Origin of the sequence: Ruminococcus sp. YE71 (genome assembly GCF_900119155.1) — a bacterium.
In the GTDB taxonomy this organism is placed as follows: domain Bacteria; phylum Bacillota; class Clostridia; order Oscillospirales; family Ruminococcaceae; genus YE71.
In genome coordinates this window covers 87,275-109,990 of record NZ_FPIR01000006.1, presented here as the reverse complement: position 1 = coordinate 109,990, position 22,716 = coordinate 87,275, and the positions used below count along the sequence as shown (strand labels likewise).

The 22,716-nt window shown below is 50.7% G+C and carries 24 protein-coding genes; 21 read left to right on the top strand and 3 right to left on the bottom strand.

The genetic code is table 11. The features are described 5' to 3' along the window. Positions 1–9 precede the first annotated feature (9 nt). The 13 genes from tpiA (at position 10) to BT142_RS07370 (ending at position 13,786) form a co-directional block, all read left to right on the top strand. Entirely contained in the window at positions 10–786 is a 777-nt protein-coding gene (gene tpiA, locus BT142_RS07430; RefSeq protein WP_072417579.1) for a triose-phosphate isomerase, read from the top strand. A gap of 29 nt (positions 787–815) precedes the next feature. Next, positions 816–1,136: a hypothetical protein gene (locus BT142_RS07425; RefSeq protein ID WP_072417578.1), complete on the top strand. Its 321-nt coding sequence runs from the start codon at positions 816–818 to the stop codon at positions 1,134–1,136. Between the two features lie 18 nt (positions 1,137–1,154). Then, entirely contained in the window at positions 1,155–1,691 is a 537-nt protein-coding gene (locus BT142_RS07420) for a hypothetical protein (RefSeq protein WP_139182195.1), read from the top strand. Positions 1,692–1,720: 29 nt separating this feature from the next. Then, entirely contained in the window at positions 1,721–3,307 is a 1,587-nt protein-coding gene (gene gpmI, locus BT142_RS07415) for a 2,3-bisphosphoglycerate-independent phosphoglycerate mutase (RefSeq protein WP_072417576.1), read from the top strand. Between the two features lie 331 nt (positions 3,308–3,638). Then, a complete protein-coding gene (locus BT142_RS07410) occupies positions 3,639–4,274 on the top strand; it encodes a TetR/AcrR family transcriptional regulator (protein ID WP_072417575.1) in 636 nt (211 codons plus the stop codon). Next, positions 4,267–6,009: an ABC transporter ATP-binding protein gene (locus tag BT142_RS07405; RefSeq protein ID WP_072417574.1), complete on the top strand. Its 1,743-nt coding sequence runs from the start codon at positions 4,267–4,269 to the stop codon at positions 6,007–6,009. The genes BT142_RS07410 and BT142_RS07405 overlap by 8 nt, the downstream gene beginning before the upstream one ends. After that, the gene (locus tag BT142_RS07400; protein WP_072417573.1) at positions 6,006–7,742 is read left to right on the top strand and encodes an ABC transporter ATP-binding protein; all 1,737 of its coding nucleotides are present in this window, start codon (positions 6,006–6,008) and stop codon (positions 7,740–7,742) included. Before BT142_RS07405 ends, BT142_RS07400 begins: the two co-directional genes overlap by 4 nt. Positions 7,743–7,760: 18 nt before the next feature. Continuing rightward, on the top strand, positions 7,761–8,345 hold the full coding sequence (locus BT142_RS07395) for an MptD family putative ECF transporter S component (RefSeq protein WP_072417572.1): 585 nt from the start codon (positions 7,761–7,763) through the stop codon (positions 8,343–8,345). A gap of 289 nt (positions 8,346–8,634) precedes the next feature. Further along, positions 8,635–9,063 carry an energy-coupling factor transporter transmembrane component T gene (locus BT142_RS18430; protein ID WP_084659376.1) on the top strand — a complete coding sequence of 143 codons (429 nt, stop codon included), beginning with the start codon at positions 8,635–8,637 and terminating at the stop codon, positions 9,061–9,063. Positions 9,064–9,072: 9 nt separating this feature from the next. Continuing rightward, positions 9,073–10,542, top strand: a complete 1,470-nt coding sequence (locus BT142_RS07385) for an ABC transporter ATP-binding protein (RefSeq protein WP_072417571.1) — start codon at positions 9,073–9,075, stop codon at positions 10,540–10,542. A 453-nt stretch (positions 10,543–10,995) separates the two neighbouring features. Beyond that, complete coding sequence (locus BT142_RS07380; protein WP_072417570.1) at positions 10,996–11,994, top strand: glycoside hydrolase family 130 protein; 999 nt, start codon at positions 10,996–10,998, stop codon at positions 11,992–11,994. A 115-nt stretch (positions 11,995–12,109) separates the two neighbouring features. Further along, positions 12,110–12,922 (top strand): DUF1648 domain-containing protein, encoded by an 813-nt coding sequence (locus BT142_RS07375; RefSeq protein ID WP_072417569.1) that lies wholly within the window; start codon positions 12,110–12,112, stop codon positions 12,920–12,922. A gap of 114 nt (positions 12,923–13,036) precedes the next feature. Continuing rightward, entirely contained in the window at positions 13,037–13,786 is a 750-nt protein-coding gene (locus tag BT142_RS07370; RefSeq protein ID WP_072417568.1) for an exodeoxyribonuclease III, read from the top strand. Positions 13,787–13,860: 74 nt separating this feature from the next. Here the strand turns inward: BT142_RS07370 and BT142_RS07365 are convergent, their stop codons facing one another. The 3 genes from BT142_RS07365 to BT142_RS07355 form a co-directional block, all read right to left on the bottom strand. Then, positions 13,861–14,535, bottom strand: coding sequence for a hypothetical protein (locus tag BT142_RS07365; RefSeq protein WP_072417567.1), 675 nt, complete (start codon positions 14,533–14,535; stop codon positions 13,861–13,863). 143 nt (positions 14,536–14,678) lie between these two features. Next, positions 14,679–15,209: an inorganic diphosphatase gene (locus BT142_RS07360; RefSeq protein ID WP_072417566.1), complete on the bottom strand. Its 531-nt coding sequence runs from the start codon at positions 15,207–15,209 to the stop codon at positions 14,679–14,681. A 16-nt stretch (positions 15,210–15,225) separates the two neighbouring features. Beyond that, entirely contained in the window at positions 15,226–16,053 is an 828-nt protein-coding gene (locus tag BT142_RS07355; RefSeq protein WP_072417565.1) for an AraC family transcriptional regulator, read from the bottom strand. A 283-nt stretch (positions 16,054–16,336) separates the two neighbouring features. On the opposite strand from BT142_RS07355, the gene BT142_RS07350 reads away from it, so the two are divergent. From BT142_RS07350 to recO, 8 genes are all read left to right on the top strand, one after another. After that, positions 16,337–16,621 carry a YabP/YqfC family sporulation protein gene (locus BT142_RS07350; protein ID WP_072417564.1) on the top strand — a complete coding sequence of 95 codons (285 nt, stop codon included), beginning with the start codon at positions 16,337–16,339 and terminating at the stop codon, positions 16,619–16,621. Then, a complete protein-coding gene (locus BT142_RS07345) occupies positions 16,618–17,820 on the top strand; it encodes a sporulation protein YqfD (RefSeq protein ID WP_072417563.1) in 1,203 nt (400 codons plus the stop codon). Before BT142_RS07350 ends, BT142_RS07345 begins: the two co-directional genes overlap by 4 nt. Before the next feature lie 112 nt (positions 17,821–17,932). After that, the gene (locus tag BT142_RS07340) at positions 17,933–18,907 is read left to right on the top strand and encodes a PhoH family protein (RefSeq protein WP_072417678.1); all 975 of its coding nucleotides are present in this window, start codon (positions 17,933–17,935) and stop codon (positions 18,905–18,907) included. Then, entirely contained in the window at positions 18,900–19,418 is a 519-nt protein-coding gene (ybeY, locus tag BT142_RS07335) for an rRNA maturation RNase YbeY (RefSeq protein ID WP_072417562.1), read from the top strand. Before BT142_RS07340 ends, ybeY begins: the two co-directional genes overlap by 8 nt. Beyond that, positions 19,411–19,905 carry a diacylglycerol kinase family protein gene (locus tag BT142_RS07330; RefSeq protein ID WP_072417561.1) on the top strand — a complete coding sequence of 165 codons (495 nt, stop codon included), beginning with the start codon at positions 19,411–19,413 and terminating at the stop codon, positions 19,903–19,905. Before ybeY ends, BT142_RS07330 begins: the two co-directional genes overlap by 8 nt. A gap of 24 nt (positions 19,906–19,929) precedes the next feature. Next, entirely contained in the window at positions 19,930–20,667 is a 738-nt protein-coding gene (locus BT142_RS07325) for a glycosyltransferase (protein ID WP_072417560.1), read from the top strand. Positions 20,668–20,682: 15 nt separating this feature from the next. Beyond that, positions 20,683–21,579, top strand: coding sequence for a GTPase Era (era, locus tag BT142_RS07320; protein WP_072417559.1), 897 nt, complete (start codon positions 20,683–20,685; stop codon positions 21,577–21,579). Positions 21,580–21,751: 172 nt separating this feature from the next. Beyond that, positions 21,752–22,504: a DNA repair protein RecO gene (gene recO / locus BT142_RS07315; RefSeq protein ID WP_072417558.1), complete on the top strand. Its 753-nt coding sequence runs from the start codon at positions 21,752–21,754 to the stop codon at positions 22,502–22,504. Positions 22,505–22,716 lie beyond the last annotated feature (212 nt).

Below are 22,716 nucleotides of genomic sequence, written 5' to 3'. Positions count from 1 at the left end.
GTAATTATCATGAAAAAGGATGTAAGAAAGGCTATAATCGCAGGTAACTGGAAAATGAACAAGACCCGTCCCGAGGCTAAGGAGCTTCTTGAGGGCATCAAGCCCCTCGTTGCTAACGCTGAGGGTAAGGTAGAGGTAATCGCCTGCGTACCGTTCACCAACCTTGAGACCGCTGTTGCTGCTACCGCAGGTTCCAACGTTAAGGTAGGTGCTGAGAACGTTCACTTCGAGAAGAGCGGCGCTTTCACAGGCGAGATCTCCGCTGATATGCTCGTTGAGGTAGGCGTTGAGTACGTTGTTATCGGCCACAGCGAGAGAAGACAGTACTTCGGTGAGACCGACGAGACTGTAAACAAGAGAACCGTTGCTGCTCTGAACGCAGGTCTGAAGCCTATCGTTTGCGTAGGCGAGCTCAAGTGGGAGCGCGAGTGCAACATCACCGACGAGGTAGTTGCCCGCCAGATCAAGCTTGACCTGTGGGGTCTTACCGCTGAGCAGGTTAAGAACGTTGTTATCGCTTACGAGCCTGTATGGGCTATCGGCACAGGTCTGACCGCTACTCCCGAGCAGGCTGAGGAGGTTTGCGCATTCATCCGTGCTACCATCGCTAAGCTCTATGACGAGGCTACTGCTGAGGCTGTTACCATCCAGTACGGCGGTTCCATGAACGCTAAGAACGCTGCTGAGCTGCTTGCTAAGCCCAACATCGACGGCGGTCTTATCGGCGGCGCTTCGCTCAAGGCTGCTGACTTCAACGTTATCGTACAGGCTGCTGTAGAGGGCTGATAACGTCCGATCTGTTGCAGGGACATGAAATGGCTTTAAAGGAAAAGATCGGGACGTCGGCTGACAAGCTCATCGGCGGACTGATCCTTGCTCTGCCGTTTTTAGGCTTCGGTGTGTATTCAAGGCTGGTACCGCTCGCAGCCGCAGCAGGGGCAGTTTACCTTCTGGTACAGAGAGCTCTTGCGACGTCCTGCGGCGAGGGGATAGTTTATCTCCGAGAACAAGCCGAAAAAAGGGCGGACGGACGCTTCGAGGTCACTGGGGTGTTCATCTTTCCTGCGGAAGGTAAGCTTCACAGCCCGTGCTATCTGATGAATGCACAGACAGGAGAGGTCATGATGTACAGGTGACCGCGATTCGGAAAGGATATGATAATGACAAGATCCGACAAGCTGATAAAAAATGTACTGAACGCAAGTCTTATCTGTGAGGGTATCTACTGCGGACTGTATATTATTGCCTACTGTTTAATGAGACCGCTCTTTGAGCTTTTTGACCCTATCCTCTGGCAGATACAGAGCAAGGATTACACAACGGGAAGCGATACGGAGCTTACGATGAAGATCTTCTTTCCTACGATACTGTTCGTGCTGGCAAGCGGAGCGGTGTTCTATCTGGTCTGGAGCTACATCAGCAAGATGACCGACCAGCAGAAATTCTGCCCCGAGGGCGGCGCGGTGCTGGCACTGTTCTGCATCCTGCGCGTAGTTCTGGAAAAGCTGCTGTTCCGCATCGAGATGACGGCGGCTTCGGAAAACGGTTCAAGGGCTCTTGCGGCACGCTCGGTCTTTAATCAGATGCTGTCATTTCTCAGCAATATCCACTTCGCGGCGCTGATACTTGTATTCATGGCTTTTGCAATGATGTGGCACAAGCGTATGACTTATAACGATCAAACGATCTGATACAACTTAATATAGAAAGGACAAAAACAATGTCTAAGAAAAAAACTGTAGTTTTAGTCGTAATGGACGGCGTCGGCTTCTCCGTTACGGGTCTCGGCGACGCTGTTACCGAGGCTAACACTCCTACTCTGGATATGCTCCTCAAGAACTATCCCAACACCTCGCTCAAGGCTCACGGCGACGCAGTTGGTCTGCCTTCCGACGACGACATGGGCAACTCTGAGGTAGGTCATAACGCACTCGGCTGCGGTCAGATCTACTCGCAGGGCGCTAAGCTCGTTAACGAGTCCATCGAGAGCGGCAAGATGTTCACTTCCGAGACCTGGAAGCAGCTCATCGGCAACGTTAAGGACAAGAACAGCACCCTGCACTTCCTCGGTCTGCTCTCCGACGGTAACGTTCACTCGAACATCCACCACCTTGAGAAGATGCTCGCAAAGGCTAAGGAAGAGGGCGTGAAGAAGGTTCGCTGCCACATCCTGCTGGACGGTCGTGACGTTCCCGCTACCTCCGCTCCCATCTACATCAAGGAGCTTGAGGACTGCATCGCACAGCTCAACGACTCTTCCTTCGACGCTCAGATCGCTTCGGGCGGCGGCAGAATGAAGATCACCATGGACAGATACCAGGCTGACTGGGGCATGGTAGAGCGCGGCTGGAACACCCACGTTCACGGCACCGCAAGACAGTTCGACAACGCTCTTGCTGCTGTTGAGACTCTCCGCGACGAGACAGGCGCTATCGACCAGGATCTGCCTGAGTTCGTTATCGCTAAGGACGGCAAGCCTGTAGGCAAGGTCGAGGACGGCGACAGCGTTATCCTCTTCAACTTCCGCGGCGACCGCGCTATCGAGATCTCGATGGCATTCGACGGCGGCGACGAGTTCACCGCTTTCGACAGAGGCACTATCCCCGACGTTATCTACGCCGGTATGCTTGAGTACGACGGCGACCTCAAGATCCCGAAGCACTACCTCGTAAATCCGCCCGAGATCAAGAACACCCTCTCCGAGCTGCTCGTGAAGAACGGTCTGTACAGCTACGCTGTATCCGAGACCCAGAAGTACGGCCACGTTACTTACTTCTGGAACGGCAACCGCTCCGAGCGCTTCGACGAGGAGCTGGAGACATGGAAGGAGATCCCCTCCGACCGCGTTTCCTTCGACGAGCGCCCCTGGATGAAGTCTGCTGAGATCACCGACGATCTGATCGTTGCTATCCGCTCAGGCAAGTATGACTTTATCCGCTGCAACTACCCGAACGGCGACATGGTAGGCCACACAGGCAACATGGACGCTACTATCACAGGCGTTGAGGCGGTAGACCTTGGTCTTGCACGCCTTATCAAGGTTTGCGATGAGTGCAACTGCACGCTGCTCGTCACCGCTGACCACGGCAACGCTGATGAGATGCTTGAGAAGAACAAGAAGGGTGAGGTCCAGGTTCGTACCGCTCACTCCCTCAACCGCGTTCCGTTCATCATCTGGGACAAGGAGACCCGCCACGAGATCATCGACGCTGACAGCACCAAGTACGGCCTTGCAAACGTTGCACCGACCGTAGCAAAGCTGCTCGGTCTCGAAGCTCCCGACTGCTGGGAAGCATCCATGATCTGACATCATCTGTAAACTTTGAAGCCGCAGGTTCGTGCCTGCGGCTTTTTTACTGGGGGGGAGAGTGCGGGTTTTCTTGGGGGAGAACCTACCTAAACACTTTACGAACATTTGAAAAGTGCGATAAACAGACGATTTTGCTATAATTAACTGTGCAGCTATTTGTAATATGAATAGAAGAAAAGAAACGACGATGCGTTCAAAATCGAATCAACGCGCCGTCGTTTTTTGTTTGTTTATACAAGTCACAAGAATAACCTCTTGACAATATGGTTAGCATATGTTACAATGATAAACGGATTATTGATAATCACATTTTCACAGGAGGGATAAAATGGCAGTACCTGATAAAAGTATCGATCCGCGGCTTCTTGCCAGTGCGCAGACAGAATTCATGAAACACGGCTACCTCAAAGCAGAACTAAAAACTATTTGCGAGAACGCAGTCATTACAACAGGGGCGGTGTATAAGCGCTACAAAGGCAAGGAAGACCTGTTCAGCGCTGTTGTGGAGGATATAGCAGATGAGCTGAATCATTTCGTTGAAAGCCGTTCTTATATAGATTTTTCTGCACTATCGGACGAAGAAATATACAATTCATGGGTGATGTCGTATGAATCTATGATGCCTCTCTTCAAGCTTCTCTACAATAATCGTGAGACTGTCTCTTTGCTGATTGACAAGGCTGCCGGCACGCGCTACGAAAATTTCAACCATGAATATGTCACGAAAATGAGCTATGCTTATGAGCAGTTCTACGCAGAGGCGTACAAAAGAGGACTTGCTCATGCAGAAGTTACCAGAGAAGAATTTCATGTTCTGATCTCGTCTTTCTGGACTTGCGTCTGTGAACCGATCATTCACGATATGTCATGGAAGCAGATCGAGGAGCATTGCCGTATCGTCTGTCGTTTCTTCAACTGGCAGGAGGTCATAATGCTAAAGAAAGGCGATGAAAACAATGTTTAACAAGATAAAGCCCTATATGGGCGACTACATCAAGTATACCTATGCGGCTCTGGCGGTCATGTTCGCAGGACTGATCGCCTCTGCAGTACCGTTTTTTATGGTTTACCGAATCATAAAGCCGCTGATCGGCGGTGAAACACTATCCGCCGGCTATTATGCAGTGCATATAGCTGTTATTTTTGCCTGCGAGTTAGTCTACGCTATCTTATATGTACTGGGATTGAAATACTCGCACATTTCCGCATACAACACACTAAAAAATATCCGTATTTCATTGCAAAAAAATCTGGAGCGTCAGCCTCTCGGCACAATACAGGATATGGGTAACGGCAGAATAAAAAAGCTGTTTACCGATGATATAGATCAGGTGGAACTTCTGCTGGCTCACGCAATTCCCGAAGGTATTTCCAACCTTGCAATGGCATTGATAGCAATTATATGTATGTTCTTTGCAGACTGGAAACTGGCGCTGCTGTCACTCTGCTCTCTGCCTTTGGGACTGTTTGCAATGGGAATGATGTTCAAGGCGGGTATGGCACGCATGAACGCCTACTATGCCGCATCTGCAAAAATGAACGCAACGATAATCGAATACGTCAACGGTATGGAGGTCGTCAAGGTTTTCGGGCGGGACGGCGAATCCTATCAGCGCTATGAAACCGATATCCGAAGCTATCGTGACTTTACCCTTGCGTGGTATAAAGCTTGCTGGGGCTGGATGGCTCTTTACAGTGCGATACTTCCATGTACGGCTCTTGTCATGCTGCCTGTCGGAACACTGTTTGTTATCAATGGCACATCAACGCTTGCCAATCTGGTACTTGTGTTCTGCCTGTCGCTGTCGATTGGTGTACCGCTGCTGAAAGCACTGAGCTTTGCAGGCAAATTCCCACAGCTTGGCTATAAGATAGATGAAATTGAAAAAGCTATGGATAGTGAACCTTTAAAAACTAATGATAATTCGTTTATCGGTAATTCACATATCGTAAAATTTGAAGATGTACGTTTTGCTTACAAGGAAAAAGAAGTCTTGCACGGTGTATCCCTTGAACTCGGTGAGGGGACGCTCACAGCTCTTGTGGGAGAATCCGGCAGCGGTAAGTCCACACTGGCAAAGCTGCTTGTTCACTACTACGACCTCAGTAGCGGACGTATCACACTGGGTGGTCAGGACATCACCGATATGAGCATTGAAGCGCTGAACGACAACATCTCCTATGTATCGCAGGAGCAGTTTCTGTTCAACACCACGCTGTATGAGAATATCCTCATCGGCAAGCCCAGTGCGAGTCGTGAAGAAGTGATGGCGGCAGCAGAAAAAGCACAATGTGGAGAGTTCCTCAAACGTCTTCCAAAAGGCATCGACACTATGGCAGGCGACGGCGGAAAGATGCTGTCAGGCGGTGAACGACAGAGAATTTCTCTTGCAAGGGCGATACTGAAAAATGCACCTGTCATCGTGCTTGACGAAGCGACAGCCTTTATTGATCCCGAAAACGAGGAGAAAATGAACTCTGCTATTGCTGAGATAATAAAGGGCAAGACCGTTCTTGTCATTGCGCACCGCTTGCAGACGATCGTGAACGCCGATAAGATCTGCGTGATGAAGGACGGAAATATCATCGCCGCCGACACTCACGAAAAGCTCCTGCAAAGCTGTGTGGAGTATCAGAAGTTATGGAACAGCAGTGAAGCAAGAGCTAACTGGACTATCGGAAATGAGGTGAGAGCATGATAGGACTTATCGGACGAATCCTTGGTGTTTCGGGAAAATACAAAGGCAGAATATACGGTGCTATGTTCCTTTCATTTCTGAAAGGTATGCTGATGAAAGTTCCAATTATGCTGGCATATTTCGTTGTTACGGCATTCATAGAGGGAACGGTCACAAAAACGCATTGTGTTTACATAGCTGCTGCACTTGTGGCAAGCGTTGCTGTGCAGGCATTGCTCCAGTATTTCGCCGACAGACTGCAAAGTGCATCAGGCTACATGATTTTTGCGGATATGCGCATGAAACTGGGTGAGCATCTGCGCCGTCTGCCTATGGGTTACTTCACAGAAGGCAACATCGGCAAGATAAGCTCGGTGCTGTCAACGGATATGGTCTTCATCGAGGAAAACTGCATGATGACATTAGCCGATATGATGAGTTACCTGTTTTCACAGGCGATCATGGTGCTGTTCATGTTTTTCTTTGACTGGCGTTTAGGATTTATTTCCCTGATTGTGACATTGGGAATGCTCGCTCTCGGTTTTGCCATGAAAAAAAGTACACTTCACCACTCTGACGAGCGTCAGGAGGCTTCAGAAAAGCTGACGGAGTCTGTGCTTGACTTCACAGAGGGTATCGGTATCATCAAGACGTTTAATCTCATGGGCGATAAATCAAAGGAGCTGACCGACAGCTTTGAGCGCAACTGCAAAGTCAATCTTGATTTTGAGTTCGACCATGCACCGTGGCAGACAGGAGTGAACCTGATATACACTTTCGGAACCGTTATAGTCCTTGCAGTATCCTCATATCTGTATTTTTCGGGAGCTATGCCGCTGAATTTCTATATCGGTATGCTGCTGTTTCTGTTTGATCTGTTTGTACCGATGAAGTCATTCTACGGACAGATCGCAAGGCTGACGGTAATGAACGCTTGTATGGACAGAATTGAATCACTGTTTGCTGAAAAGGAGCTTTCTGACAACGGAGCAGAAATGCTCAAAAACAACAATGCTCCCGAAATAGAATACCGCAATGTCACATTTGCCTACGGCGAAAAGGACGTGCTGAAAGACATATCATTCAAATCAGGCAAAGGCACGATGACCGCTCTGGTTGGACCGTCCGGCGGCGGCAAATCCACAATTGCAAGTCTGCTGACACGCTTCTGGGACGTGAAAAGCGGAGAGATATTTCTGCGCGGTACGGATATACGAAAGATACCGCTTGCAACACTTATGGATAACATCAGTATGGTATTCCAGAGGGTGTATCTGTTTCAGGATACAGTCTACAACAATATTGCCCTCGGCAGACCCGATGCAAGCTGTGAAGAAGTCATCGAAGCTGCAAAGAAAGCTCGCTGCTATGATTTCATTATGCAGCTGCCTGACGGCTTTGATACAGTCATCGGAGAGGGCGGCGCAAGTCTTTCCGGCGGTCAGGCACAGCGGCTTTCTATTGCAAGGTGTATACTGAAAGATTCGCCCATTGTCATTCTCGATGAAGCGACTGCAAGTGTTGATGCAGACAACGAAAGCTACATACAGCAGGCGATTTCAGAACTTTGCAAGGGCAAGACCTTGCTCGTCATCGCACACAGGCTCAATACAATCGCTCATGCCGATAACATTATGGTCATCAAGGACGGACAGATCGCAGAATCGGGTGATCATCAGAGCCTTATGGATATGGGCGGCATCTATCATAACATGGTCACAAAACGTGCAGTCAGCACGGGTTGGAAAAATTAAGTTTGAAGGAGTATATTTATGGAAAAGAAATTTGAGGTCAAAGATCTTATCACGGTGGGTATTTTTACCGCACTGTATTTTGCGATAACATTTGCGGTCGCTTGCATCGGATTTATCCCGATATTCATGGTATTTATGCCGCTGCTTGTTCCGATTTTCGCAGGAATACCGCTTATGCTGTATTTTTCAAAGATAAATCATTTCGGAATGGTCACAATTACAAGTGTAATCATTGCAATTCTCATGTTCATTACAGGACACCCTTATCCGATTTTTATCTTCTGTATCGGTGCAGGACTGCTGACAGAGATCGTACTGAAACTCGGTGATTATCAGAGCATCAAGTCGTGCGTGATCGGTTCTTCGACATTCAGTCTATGGCTGCTCGGTATGGTCATTGCTTTCTTCTTCGGATTCCGTGAATCATATCTCAATTCGCTCGCTGACGGATACGGTCAGGAATACGTCGATAAAATGTCGGGATATACTCCGACATGGGTATTCTTCACTATGATAGCTATGTGTATCATCGGGGGACTGATCGGCGGTCTGCTTGGCGCAAAGGTACTCAAAAAGCACTTTCGTAAGGCAGGTATGGCTTGATGGAGTTCGGACTTTCATCAATTTCGGACAAAAGTGTACTGAAACTTGATCCGAGAACAAAACTTTGTCTGCTGATAGCGATAAGTCTTATTATGGTGGGCGGAAAAACAGTCGGCGTGGAATACATTCTTAGAGTGATATGTGCAGCAATTCCGTTTGTGCTTCTTCTGACAGTCAGGCACATAAAATCCGCACTTATTTATGTCGTACTTATTGCTTTTTCTGTATTTTGTGAAGGCAGTGTGATCCCAAATATCAGCGGAGCGCCTAATCTGATACTGATGATATTATGTGGTATCATATCAAGGTTTGTTCCCGGCTATATGATGGCTGGTACACAGTACGGTCAACCTCTGTCAGCGAGTTTATGACTGCAATGGACAGGATGCACGTACCGTATTTTATCACGATACCGTTTTCTGTGATGTTCCGTTATTTTCCAACACTCAGCGAGGAATACCGCAGTGTCCACGATGCCATGAAAATGCGTGAGATCGGGCAGAGCGTGAAGAATCCATTTACATATATCGAGTATGTGCTTGTACCGATCATGATGTCAACTGTCCGCATTGCAGATGAACTTTCCGCCGCATCTCTGACAAAGGGACTGTGTGCAGGCGGCAGACGGACGCATATATGTCAGATCAGTATCAGACTTTATGACTGGGTGCTGATGCTCGGCACGTTGGCTATGATCGTTTTATTCTTCGTATTTTAAGGTGAGAACATGATAGAATTCAAGAATGTAACATTTGCATACAGCTCGACAGATGCCGACGGCAGGGCGATCGAACAAGGCAGTATCAACGGTCTTGACCTTACGATACAGAATGGCGAGTTTGTCGTTCTGACAGGCGGCTCAGGCTGCGGAAAAACAACGATCACAAGGCTTATCAATGGGCTTATTCCACATTATTACAATGGAAGTCTAAGCGGTGAAGTGCTTATAGACGGGAAGAGCGTTCCCGATACGCCAATATTTGAGACTGCTAAAAAAGTCGGAAGTGTTTTCCAGAATCCACGTTCGCAGTTTTTCAATGTGAATACCACTGACGAGATCGCATTTGCCGCTGAAAATCAGTGCTGTGAGCCTGCTGAAATATCAAAAGCGATAACTGCAACAGCAGCTTCCATGCACATAGAAAAGCTGCTCGACCGCAATATATTTGAGCTTTCGGGCGGAGAAAAGCAGATCATAGCCTGTGCAGGCATCAATGTTCTGTCGCCTGATATCATCGTACTTGACGAACCGTCATCTAATCTTGACAGCGAGGCGATAGAGAAGCTGAAAACTGTGCTGACAGATTGGAAGTCGCAGGGAAAAACAATCGTTATTGCAGAGCACCGGCTGTATTTTCTGCGTGAGCTGGCGGACAGAATGCTGATACTTGAAAACGGCAGAATTGCAAAAGAACTGATTGCCGAAGAGATAAAAAACCTTACTGCTGACGATACCCAAAAAATGGGTATACGTCCGATGACGCTTCCCGAAATACACTGTTCAAACTCAAAAGTAGACCTGCAAGGCGATGTTCTGTTACTGGAGGATTTCCGTTTTACCTATAAGGACGGCAAACACGGTATCAATATTCCTCGGCTCGAATTGCCTGCAAATCGTATCATTGCAATAATCGGTCACAACGGCGCAGGTAAAAGCACCCTTGCAAGAAATATCTGCGGACTTGAACGCAGGTGCAAAGGCACTCTCACAATGAACGGCAAAAAGCTAAAAGCGAAAGACCGTCTGCATTCTTGTTATATGATAATGCAGGACGTGAACCACCAGCTTTTCACCGAGAGCGTTCGTGACGAGGTGATGCTGAGTATGACGGACAAGTCGCTGACTGACGAGCAGAAGATACAGAGAGCCGACGAGATACTGTCACAGCTTGATCTTTTGGAGTATGCCAATACGCATCCCATGGCGCTTTCGGGCGGACAGAAACAGCGCACTGCTATTGCTTCGGGTATCGCATCAAGCAAGCTTGTTATAATCTTTGACGAACCCACCAGCGGTCTTGACCTTGCACATATGAAACAGGTTTCAAACCAGCTAAAAAAGCTGAAAGAAATAGGCAAGACAATTATTGTTGTTACTCACGATAATGAGTTTATTCTTTCCTGCTGTGATCATATTGTCAGATTGGAAAAAGGATGTATCGAAGAAAGAAAAGGGTCTTCCCCTTGCCGTGCATAGCTAAGGCGAACCCCTCACTAAAACTTTAAATACTTTTTGGCAAGGGGCAGTTGTTCTTTCTGGCATTGTGCGGGTCGGGGAGTTTGGAGTTCTTCTCTTAGATTGTTTGCCCCTTGCCAAAAAGACGTTAGTGAGAGCGGAACGCCTCATTTGGCGTTTGGGGAATGCGCTCTTCCGTCGTAAGCGGTCAAATGAGACTTTCAAATCAAAGTTCACCCTATATCAAAAGTTTTAGGAGGGGGTCTGGGGGAGCGGGAGGGCAGAGCCCTCGCAAAAACGGCAGTTTGTAAAATTTTTATTAAGAAGCACAAGGTAACGTTTACATTTTCGGATTAAACGTTTTCATGATTTTTGAGGGGGTTGCAATATTTTTGATTTTGTGGTAAGATAGATTCAACGGAAGAAATAGCCGTAAATGATACGAGAATATTAAAATGAAAGGCGGAGTTAATTATGAGCGTAGAAATAATCAACGGTCAGTCTATTCCCAATATGCCCTGGCAGGACAAGCCCGAGGGCTGCACAGAAGTCATCTGGAGATATAATGCAAACCCCATCATCCCGAGAAATCTTCTTCCCACATCCAACTCTATTTTCAACAGTGCGGTAGTTCCTTACGAGGGCAAGTTCGCAGGCGTGTTCAGAGTTGACGACAAGGCAAGAAACATGGAGCTTCACGCAGGCTTCTCCGAGGACGGCGTAAACTGGAAGATCAATCCCGACCGCATCGTTTTCGAGCAGGCTGACAAGGCTACCGAGGAAGTAAACCAGTGGGGCTACGGCTATGACCCGAGAGTATGCTTCATCGAGGACAGATACTGGGTGACCTGGTGCAACGCTTACGGCTGGAAGCCCACCATCGGCGTTGGCTACACCTTCGATTTCAAGACCTTCTATCAGTGTGAGAACGCGTTCCTGCCCTTCAACAGAAACGGCGTGCTCTTCCCGAGAAAGATCGACAATAAGTTCGTGATGTTCAGCCGTCCTTCCGACAGCGGCCACACACCTTTCGGCGATATGTACATCTCCCAGTCTCCCGACATGAAGTACTGGGGCGAGCACAGACACGTTATGGGACCCCTCAAGGCTTGGGAGTCCAAGAAGATCGGCGCAGGTCCTATCCCGATAGAGACCTCTGAGGGCTGGCTCTGCTTCTATCACGGCGTGCTTGAGAGCTGCAACGGCTTCGTTTACAGCTTCTCCGCCTGCATCCTCGACATCAACGAGCCCTGGAAGGTCAAGTACAGATGCGCTGAATACCTGCTCAGTCCGCAGGAGATCTATGAGTGCGTAGGCGACGTTCAGAACGTTACATTCCCCTGCGCGACCCTCTGCGACAAGGATACAGGACGCATCGCTATCTATTACGGCTGTGCCGACACCTGCGTATCGCTGGCGTTCACCACTGTTGATGCTGTTGTTGACTACGTGAAATCCCACAGCTCGGTTTGATAAGCCGATACTCTTTTAGTCAGGTAAGAATTAAGACCGTCTGCTTTCGGGCAGGCGGTCTTTTGTTTGCTTGACACGGCTCGTGAGGATATGATATAATAGGATATAAGGGGTGATGATGATGAGCAAAAAGGTGATATGGTTGCACCGCGTACTGTTCTCAGCCGACGTGCTGATGCTTGCGGCGAGCCTTGTGTTCTTTCTGATAAAGTGGAGCTCGCTGCCCGATGAGATAGGCGTACACTTCGACGGCAGCGGTGCGTTTGATGTGGTCGATTCAAAGATATTCGGGTTCTATCCTCACGTTGTCGGAGGGCTGTTCATCGCGGGCATAGCTGTTGCCGACCGTCTCGTCAGAAAGAAGAATACGGGGCTGAAGCTGACCGAAAGGGGAGAGCTGCTTTTCCGTTCGGAGCTGTTGCTGAACCTTGATGTCGTTTTGTTCATATCGAGTACCGTGTTTACGCTTTGGTCGCGGTCGGTGGCTCTGCAAGTGCCTCTGAATACCGCGCTTGTCGTCGGCTGTATGGAAGTGCCGTTTCTGATAGTGGTGCTCGGCATTATCGTGCAGGTCGTGACCTGCCGAAGGCACAGGCTGAAAACCGAAAAGAAGGAGCGCACGGGCACGATGCACAGGGTCAGCCGACTTGCGGCGTGGATGCTGACCGTGTCGGGTATCGTGGTGCTTATCGCCTGCTGGGCGATGGAGTCCTTAAAAGACCGCAAGCTGTATTTCGGGAATTTTGACGCTTATCTCGACATGAGACTGCTGTTGGTGCCGCAGGCGATGGCGGTCGCGGCGGTGGCGGTATCGGAGATCGTTTCGGTGAGGGCGGTCAAGGCGGACAAGCCTGCGCTTGTCCTGCTTGCCGACAGGCTGAAACTGCTTTGCGGTCTGTTTTTTTTTCTGGTGGAATCTGAGTCTTGACGCTGTCGGCATGATAGAGTACTATTCGGTGGGTCTGTTCGCGGTGCTGTGCGTGATATCGCTGGTGTTGTATGCCCGTCAGCGGCACAGACCTGTTAAGGAGGATAAAAATATATGAAACTTATCTCTTGGAACGTAAACGGCTTCCGCGCCTGTCTGCAAAAGGGTTTCGGCGACTTTTTCGCGGCGGCGGACGCTGATATCTTCTGCCTTCAGGAGACGAAGATGCAGCCCGACCAGGCTGATTTTTCGCCCGATGGCTACCACATTTACTATCATTCGGCGGTGAAGAAGGGCTACTCGGGTACGGCGGTGTTCTCGAAGACCGAGCCGCTTTCGGTCGCCTACGGTATCGAGGGTGAACACACTGACGAGGGCAGGGTCATCACCTGTGAATATGAGGATTTTTACTTCGTTTGCTGCTACGTTCCCAACGCTCAGAACGAGCTGAAACGCATCGGCTACCGACTTGAATTCGAGGACGCGATGAGGGCGTATCTCGTGAAGCTGGACAGCAAAAAGCCCGTGATCTACTGCGGCGACCTGAACGTCGCGCACAACGAGATAGACCTGAAAAATCCCAAGTCCAACGTGGGCAACGCGGGCTTTTCGGACGAGGAGCGCGGTAAGATGACCGAGCTTCTGGCGGCGGGTTTTGCCGACAGCTACCGCAGGCTCTACCCCGAACAGGTGGGCGTGTATTCCTGGTGGTCCTACCGCTTCAACGCCCGAAAGAACAACGCGGGCTGGCGCATCGACTATTTCGTGGTGTCCGAGCGGCTGATGGAGCGGGTCGAGGATTCGCGGATACTCACCGACGTACTCGGCAGCGACCACTGTCCCATCGAGCTTATACTGAAATAAAAAAGAAATCCTCTCGTCAGAAACGAGAGGATTTTTTTCGCGGCTGTTAAAGCCGTTTCAGTTCAGTTTTTGGATCAGTCTCTGGACTTCTTGGAAACAGTCAGAGCGCCGATGCCGAGCAGTGCAACAGCACCTACGAGACCTACAGCAGCACCAGTCTTCGGGTTAGCATCCTTGTTGGTAGTGGAAGCCTTGGACGAAGTAGTGGAAGCGGTAGCAGCCTTGGAAGAGGTGGTGGAAGTAGTTGCAGCAGTGGACGAAGTAGTAGAAGTGGTCGCAGTGCTGGAAGTAGTGCTGGTGGTAGGATCTACGGAAGCAGTCTCGGAAGAGGTGGTAGGAGTCTCAGCAGACTCAGTGGAAGAGGTCTGGCTCTCGGTAGACTCGGTGGACTCTGTGGACTCGGTAGATTCAGTAGACTCGGTAGACTCAGTAGATTCGGTGGAGTCAGTAGCGCTGGTCTCGGAATTGAAGCTCTCGCTGCTGGTGAAATCTGCAACGTCAGCAACCTTCTTGCCCTCGAGGTCGTAGATAGCCTCGTCCTCGATGTAGTAAACGGACTGACCCTCGTGAGCAGCGATCCACTCGTCGAGTGCAACACCGTCGATAGTCTTGCTGCCGTCCTCAGCAACTACAACAGTACCCTGTACATCGTAGTCACCGTACATCTCAGCGAATGCCGAAACAGCGAACATAGTGCCTGCCATCAGAACAGCGATAGCAGCTGCTGCAAGTTTGTTAAGCTTTTTCATGATTAATCCGCCGCAGTTATTTTTTTTCTGCGGCTTCCTCCTTTCGTTTGATAATTACGTTATAGCACACGAAGATGTTGTAATTATATCTCTTTTGTAACATTACTGTTAACAACACCTTTGATATTCATCAATTTTATTGCTTATTTACAAAATTTTTCAATGTAGTTGTCGATACATTGTGCAATGATCTTTTTTGCCTCGGAAGGACCGCTCACATCGTCGATGACCGTGTCCTTGTTTTCGAGCTGTTTGTAGACCGAGAAAAAGTGGCTCATCTCGTCGAAAATATGCTTCGGGAGCTCTGCGATGTCGGTGTAGCCGTTGTAGCTCGGGTCGGCTTCGGGTATGCAGATTATCTTTTCATCCGAAGCGCCGTTGTCGAGCATACGTATCATGCCGATGGGGTAGCACTTCACCAGCGACATGGGCGCGAGCGTTTCGGAGCAGAGCACGAGAACGTCGAGAGGGTCGCCGTCGTCGGCGTGAGTACGGGGGATGAAGCCGTAGTTGGCAGGGTAGTGGGTGGAGGTGTAGAGTATCCTGTCCATGCGGAGCAGACCCGTTTTCTTGTCAAGCTCGTACTTTACCTTCGAGCCCTTGGGTATCTCGATGACCGCCGTGAAATGTTCGGGGTTTATCTCCTTGGGCGAGATGTCGTGAAGTATGTTCATGCGTAAGCCCCCTTCGTCAGTTGGATTTCTTGTTCAGGTTGCGGAATTCCGCAGGCGAGAGCATCTCGTGGCGCTTGAACACCGCGCAGAAGTACGAGCAGTCGTTGTAGCCGACCTCGCTGGCGATCTCGTTGATATTGCGCTTGTCCTCAAGCAGGAGCAGCTTGGCCTGCTGGATGCGTTTTCTCGCAAGGTACTCAAAGGGACGCAGGTTGAGACATTCCTTGAATAGTCTGCACAGATACTGCGGGCTGAGCCCGATAAGCTCACTCAGCTCGGTGAGGGTGATGTCCTTGCGGTAGTTGGTGTTGATGTAGTCGATAACGGGCTTGAGCTGGTTGAGCTTTGCGCTGTCCTGCGAGCCGTTCTGCATATTCACCACGCGGTTGAACTCAACGAAGAACTGGTACAGGTGTACCGAGCACTGCTGACCGCCGTAGTAGTAGTTGGTGCGCATGAGGTGGAGCATCTTCTTGAAGATGGCATCGAGAGAGCTGAGGTCGTGGATTCGGAAGACCTTTGCGCGGTCGAGCTTGATGTAGTTCATCATATTTTCGATCTCTCTGCCTTCGTAGGTTATCCAGTGGGTCTCCCAGATCTCCTCGGTAGGGAAGTATTCGTGGGGGACTTTCGGCGGCAGGTAGAAGCCGTCGCCCGCGTTGATGGAGTATTCCTCGCCGCCGACGCGCAGGACGCCGCTGCCCCTTACGCAGTAGATTATCTGATGGTTCGGGTAGCCTTCTTCTCTTATAAAATGGAACTCGGTATCTCTTGCGCCTATCCCGAGGATGTACATCGGAAGATTGACCTCATCACTGAGTACGGGATAATAAAAGTCTGTCATATAGTAATCTCCTTTCCGAGAATAAAAAAATCATATACCTTATTTAAAAAGTGTAATATATTATGATAATATCATATCACAATATGTTCGTTCTGTCAACCGTTTTTTGAAAAAAATTGTGGCAATTTACAAAAATATCAAATTCTGAAAATAAAAAAGTCCAATTAGGAGCGAAAATGAGGTTTTCTGACGGTTCACGTCAGGCAATAATATTGTCATATCTGTCGCGCATCGGGCATATAATATCCTTATAATATAGTGAGTTGACAGAAGGAGGCATCCTATGAGGGCTCCGACGATCGGATTTTCGGGCATGGCGCGTGACTTCAAGCCTGTGCGTTCGATGATGACCATTTCGGGCGACAGCGAAGTACGGATAGAAAACTGCAAACGGCTCATCGAATGCGGCGACATAAAGTGCGGACTTATCTCGGCGGGCTATCTTATCGAGGTATGGGGAAGCGGACTTTCGGCATCGAGCTTTGCCGACGGGAGCGCCTGCATCACGGGCAGGGTACAGAGCATCAGCATTTCGCGCAGGCGCGGCAGGGAGGATGACGGCAGATGAGGGCATGGTACATATCGCTTGAGATGACGGGGGTGCCGTCGGCGAGGGTGCTGACCGAGCTTGCGAAGAGCCACATCACGGCGCGTGAGATAACAGCCGACGGCGACCGCGTGACCTTCTCGGTCAGGATGATACAGCTTCGGGCGGTCAGACGCTTCGCGGCATCGCTGGGCGCGGAGCTGCGCGAGACCGAGCGGGGTTTTCTCGCGGCGGCGGTGAAGGGCGTGCTTCCACGCTCGGGATTGCTGATAGGCGCGGCGGCGTGGGCGGCGTTCGTGTTCGTCGCGAAGGACTATGCCCTGTCGATACGGGTGCTGACCGACGACGAGCGCATCCGTGCGGACGTACTGCGGCTGCTTGCCGAGAACGGCTGCCCGACGGGTGCCTACATCCCCGACCTGGACAAGGCGGGGCTGGAGCGCCTGCTGAAACAGAAGGCGGAAGGGGTGTCCTGGGCGGGCATCAGCATCACCGACAGCACCCTCATCGTCGATGTCTACGGGGACGACCCTCAGCCGCAGATGTTCTATGACCGTATGCCCTCCGACCTGGTGGCGACCCGCGACGCGGTCGTCGGGAAGATAGAGGTGCTGGACGGTCAGCTGGTCACGACGATGGGCAGCGGAGTGGTCAGGGGAGACAAGCTGGTGAGCGGCAGGATACCCGTCACGAAAAAGGTCGTGAAGGACGACCCCGTCCTCGGCAGGGTCATCGCCGAGGAACAGTCGGAGAAGTACGTCCGCTCCCTCGGGAAGATATACGGCGTCTACACCGACGTGCAGACCTTCGAGCAGCCCCTCGCCGAGACATCCCTCGTACACACGGGCAGCACCCTCACGCTGAAAAGGCTGAGGGTGTTCGGGATGGAGATACCGCTCTATGCCGAGCGTCCTCAGGGGTACAGCACAGTTTCGGAGGGGTATTCGCCGCTGACGCTGTTCGGCGAGGAGACCCCCGTCGGAGTCGCTTCCGAAGAATGCGAGCTGTGCAGCTTCTCGACGGTGCGCTACACCCCCGAACAGGCGGTCGAGCGGACAAGGCGGCTGAAACAGCTCTACGAGCAGAATTTTCTCTCGGAATGTGAGATCCGTTCCTGCTCGGAACAGCTCGAAACTGCCGATGATCGGGTCAGGCTGACCGTGACCTATGAAATTTACGGTCTGATAAGCGAAGAAAAGCAATTTTTTATAAAAAAGTAATAAAAAAATCTTTATTTTTCTTGCAATTTAAATTAAATTGTGGTATAATATCGTAAGGAGATGTGCATTTGTGAAGTTCATCTCCGAAGAACTGATCCACGGAGCAAACATAATGTACGAAAAGTCAGTCAGTGTTGCCGAAGTCGAGCATATGCTCAACCTTTTCGGCAGTTACGATGAGAATATCAATACGCTGCAAAAGCAGTATAACGTTACGGTAGTCAACCGCGGCGGCGAGATACGCATCACGGGGGACGAGGATAACGTCACAAAAGCGGTCAAGGCGGTGGAGACACTGCTCACGCTGTCGCATAAGGGCGAACGCATCAGCGACCAGAACCTGAGGTATGTTTTCTCGCTGGTCGAGGAGGACTTGCAGGATGAGCTGAACAAGCTCTCCGACGACGGGATATGCGTGACCCTCGGCGGCAAGATAGTCAAACCCAAGACCCTCGGACAGAAAAAGTATACCGACGCGATACGGAACAATACCGTCGTGCTTGGAGTCGGTCCTGCCGGTACGGGCAAGACCTACCTCGCGGTGGCGATGGCGGTCAAGGCGTTCAGGGCGCATGAGGTCAACAGGATAATCCTGACCCGTCCCGCTGTTGAGGCGGGTGAGAAGCTGGGATTCCTGCCGGGCGACCTGCAAACAAAGGTAGACCCGTATCTCAGACCGCTGTACGACGCACTGTTCGAGATGCTGGGGGCGGAAAACTTCCAGAAACAGCTCGAACGCGGCAGTATCGAGGTCGCACCCCTCGCCTATATGAGAGGACGCACCCTCGATGACAGCTTCATCATACTCGACGAGGCGCAGAACACCACGCCCGAACAGATGAAGATGTTCCTGACGAGACTTGGTTTCGGTTCAAAGGCGGTAATAACAGGGGATGTGACACAGATAGACCTCCCCGATGCCCGACGTTCGGGACTTATAGAGGCGATGAAGGTGCTGAAAAACGTGCCCGATATCTCTATCAACCGCTTCACGGAAAAAGACGTTGTACGCCACAGACTGGTGCAGGACATCATCAAGGCGTATGAAAAATACTACGAAAGGGGTAGCAATCATAAAAATGGATAAGGTAAAGGTTCTGATAACCAATAAACAGACAGAAGTTAAGATCCCCGTAGGCATTCGCCTGCTGATCCGCAAGAGCTGCCACGCAGTGCTCGAATACGAAAAGTTCGGGTATGATGCAGAGATAAGCGTGCTTCTTGTCAACAATGAAGAGATACACAAACTGAATAAGGAGTTCCGCGACATCGACAGGGAGACCGACGTACTCAGTTTCCCGCTCGGAGAGAACGGAGTTTATGATGAGAACCCCGAGACCGGCGCAAAGATGCTCGGAGATATCGTTATTTCGCTGGAGACCGCGCTCAAGCAGTCGCAGGTCTACGGTCATTCGCTCGAACGTGAGGTAGGTTTCCTGACGGTGCATTCCATGCTGCACCTGCTGGGATACGACCACGAGGAAAGCTCGCTCCAGGAGCGCATCATGCGTGAAAAGGAAGAGGCTATCCTTGCGGAGCTCGGCATTTCGAGGGATGAAACATTTGTAGTTTCGGAGCACTCGCACCCGAATGAATAAATTTCTTAAAGGATTTTACTATGCCGCCGTCGGCATCGTGAGCTGCGTCAGGACTGAGCGCAACATGAGAGTACATCTCTGTTTCACTTTCTACGTCCTGCTGCTCATGCCCTTCTATGACTTTTCGAGAGGGGAAAAGGCGGCGGTATTCTTGTGTATCGGGGCTGTCATGGCAGCCGAAGCGTTCAACACGGCTATCGAAGCGGTGGTCGATATGGTCTGCAAGGAAAAACATAAGCTCGCAAAGTGCGCAAAGGACGCGGCCGCAGGTGCGGTGCTGCTGACCGCGATAGCCGCGGCGGCAGTCGGGATAATGCTTTATATCGACTTTGACGCCCTCGGTGAAGCGGTGGGATGGTATATCGCCCATCCTGTCGCGATAGCGGGACTGGTGGGTTCTGCTGTGCTGTGGGTGTTCGCTATCACGAGACCTTCGGGCAAGGAGCTGCTCGATAATCACAGCGCCGATAATGATGTGAAAAAATGACAGACCTTCTGTCGGAGGTGTAAAATGGATAAACCATTGTTTTCTGTTATAATTCCAGCACATAATGAGGAGAAATACATCGGAAAATGCCTGCGTGCCGTCAGGAGCGCCGCAAAATATGCCGCTCCCGACAGCGTGGAGATCATCGTTGTCGCGAACCGATGCACCGACAGAACTGCCGAAATAGCAAAGCATTACGGCGCAAGGGTGCTCGCGAATGACGACAAGTGTATCGCCGCGATAAGAAACACTGGCGTGAGGGCTGCAAACGGCGAGATAATCGTGACCGTCGATGCCGACAGCCTTATGACGAAGTATTCGCTCATCGAGATAAGAGAGCTGCTGAACAGCGGCAAATATGTCGGCGGCGGCACGAACCCGAAATTTGACAGAATGTCGCTGGGAATAGCGGCTTCGGCAATATACGTCGCGGTAAATCTCCTGCCGATCATGATGAAAAACGGCGGTTATCTCAGCGGTGCGATGTTCTGGTGCTACAAGCGTGACTTTTATACAATAGGCGGCTTCGATGAGACGCTCGTGAGCCTTGAGGATATGGACTTTGCCTGCCGCCTGAAAAAGCACGGCGAAAAGAGCGGCAGAAAATACGGCACGCTCAAGCGTTCGTATGTCACCACCTCGTCGCGCAAATTCGATGAGTTCGGCGACTGGTACTTAATAAAGAACCGCAGGCTGACAAAACGCATCTTCACGGGCAAAGACCGCGAAGCGGCGGACAGCTTTTATTATGATGTGAGATAGAAAAGGAAAGTAAATATGAGTGAAACTAAAAACGTATTCGTAACGATAGTCGGCAGACCGAACGTGGGAAAATCCTCGCTTCTCAACGCACTTGTGGGCGAGAAGATAGCGGCGGTCTCGGCTAAGCCGCAGACTACCCGCACGCGCATCACGGGCGTGCTGACGCAGGACGAGACACAGTACGTGTTCATCGACACGCCCGGAAAGCACAAGGCGAAGAACAAGCTCGGTGAGCACATGATGAAAACTGTACAGGAAACTGTACAGGAATCCGAGGTCGCACTGCTCATGTGCGACTGCACAAAGCCCGTTTCCGACGCTGAGCGCGAGCTTGCGGCGGCGTTCAGACGCAGGGCGCATCTTGTGCTGGTGGTCAACAAGACCGATCTCATCGAGAAGGAAAAACTGCTCGAACGGCTGGCGGAGTATTCGCAGATAGCCGAGTTTGAGGAGGTCATCCCCGTGAGCGTGCTGAATGCCGACGGTCTTGACCTTATAATGGAATACCTTGCAAAACGCGCCGAAGTCGGGCCTCATTACTTCCCCGACGACAAGTTCACCGACCAGCCCGAAAAGGTGCTGATGGCGGAGATGATACGCGAAAAGGCGCTCAACTGCCTGAACGACGAAGTGCCGCACGGTATCGCTGTCACCATAGAACAGCTCGAAGAGCGCGACACCTCAAAGGGCGAGCCGATACTCGATATCAGGGCGACCATCTACTGCGAGCGCGATTCCCACAAGGGTATCGTCATCGGCAAGGGCGGCGCTATGCTCAGACGCATCGGCAGCGAGGCAAGGACAGAGCTTGAGAATTTCTTTGAGATAAAGGTGAATCTTGACCTTTGGGTGAAGGTCAAGGAGGGCTGGAGAAACAAGGAGGCTCTCATCAAAAACTTCGGTCTTTCGTGATAATCGCGCTCTTTTCGGGTACAATATGAGTATCACGATGGAAAGGAGCTTCCGAGATGGACGATGACGACCGCAAGGAGACCGACGAAAGTACCGAGAGATACTGGAAGGAGTTTGTCCGCACGGGCAAGGTCAAGGATTACCTGAGATACGCACTGGGGATGAGGGACGAGTGATAACGCTTGACGGGCTTGTTATCGCAGAGCGCGATACGGGCGAGACAGGCAAATCGGTCACGCTGCTCACCAAAGAGCTTGGCTGCATAGACGTGTATGTACGCGGAGGACGGAAAAGCAAGAAAAGTCTGTCCTCCACGCAGCTTTTTTGCTATGCGCATTTTTCGCTGGAGGAAAAGCGCGACGCACGCGGCATTTCCCATTACTATTACAACAGTTCGGAGCCGATAAAGCTGTTCTACGAACTGCGGCTCGATGCCAAGCGGCTCGCACTGGCGTGCTACTTTGCCGAGCTGCTTCTTTTTGCAGCCGAGAGCGGCGAGGGAGCCGAGGACGTGATGCGCCTGACACTCAACACGCTGTATTATCTCGATAAGGGCAGCCGCGGCGAAGCGACGCTCAAAAGCATCTTCGAGCTGCGCCTGCTGTGCGAAACTGGCTACAGACCGAATCTTATCGGGTGCTGCAACTGCTACAAGGTCGAGGACGACGCGATGCACCTGAACCTCGCAACAGGCAGTCTCACCTGCTCTGACTGCACGACAGGCGATGAGGGTCTCTACGACTTCGTGCTGGACAGGCAGCTGCTGTACATAGTGCGCTTCATAGCACTGGTGGAGTACGAAAAGCTGTTCAACATCAGCATAAGCGAGAAATACCAAAAACGCCTCGGCGAGTTCACCGAACGCTTCGCCGAATACCACTACGGCAGACGCTTTCAGAAACTTCGGTTTTATAAGATGCTGTGAGTGCGGGTCTTACCGGGGGAAACCTTTCTGAAGAAAGGTTCTCCCCCAGACCCCCTTCCAAAGACTTTTAATACTTTTTGGCTATTGGGTGATTCTTCATTAATTTGTGCAGGTCGGGAAGATTGTAGTTCTTCTGCGATATAGCCTGCCCCTTGCCAAAAAGACGTTCAATGGTGGGTTACGCTTCAATTGCGTTATTTCTAAGATGATAT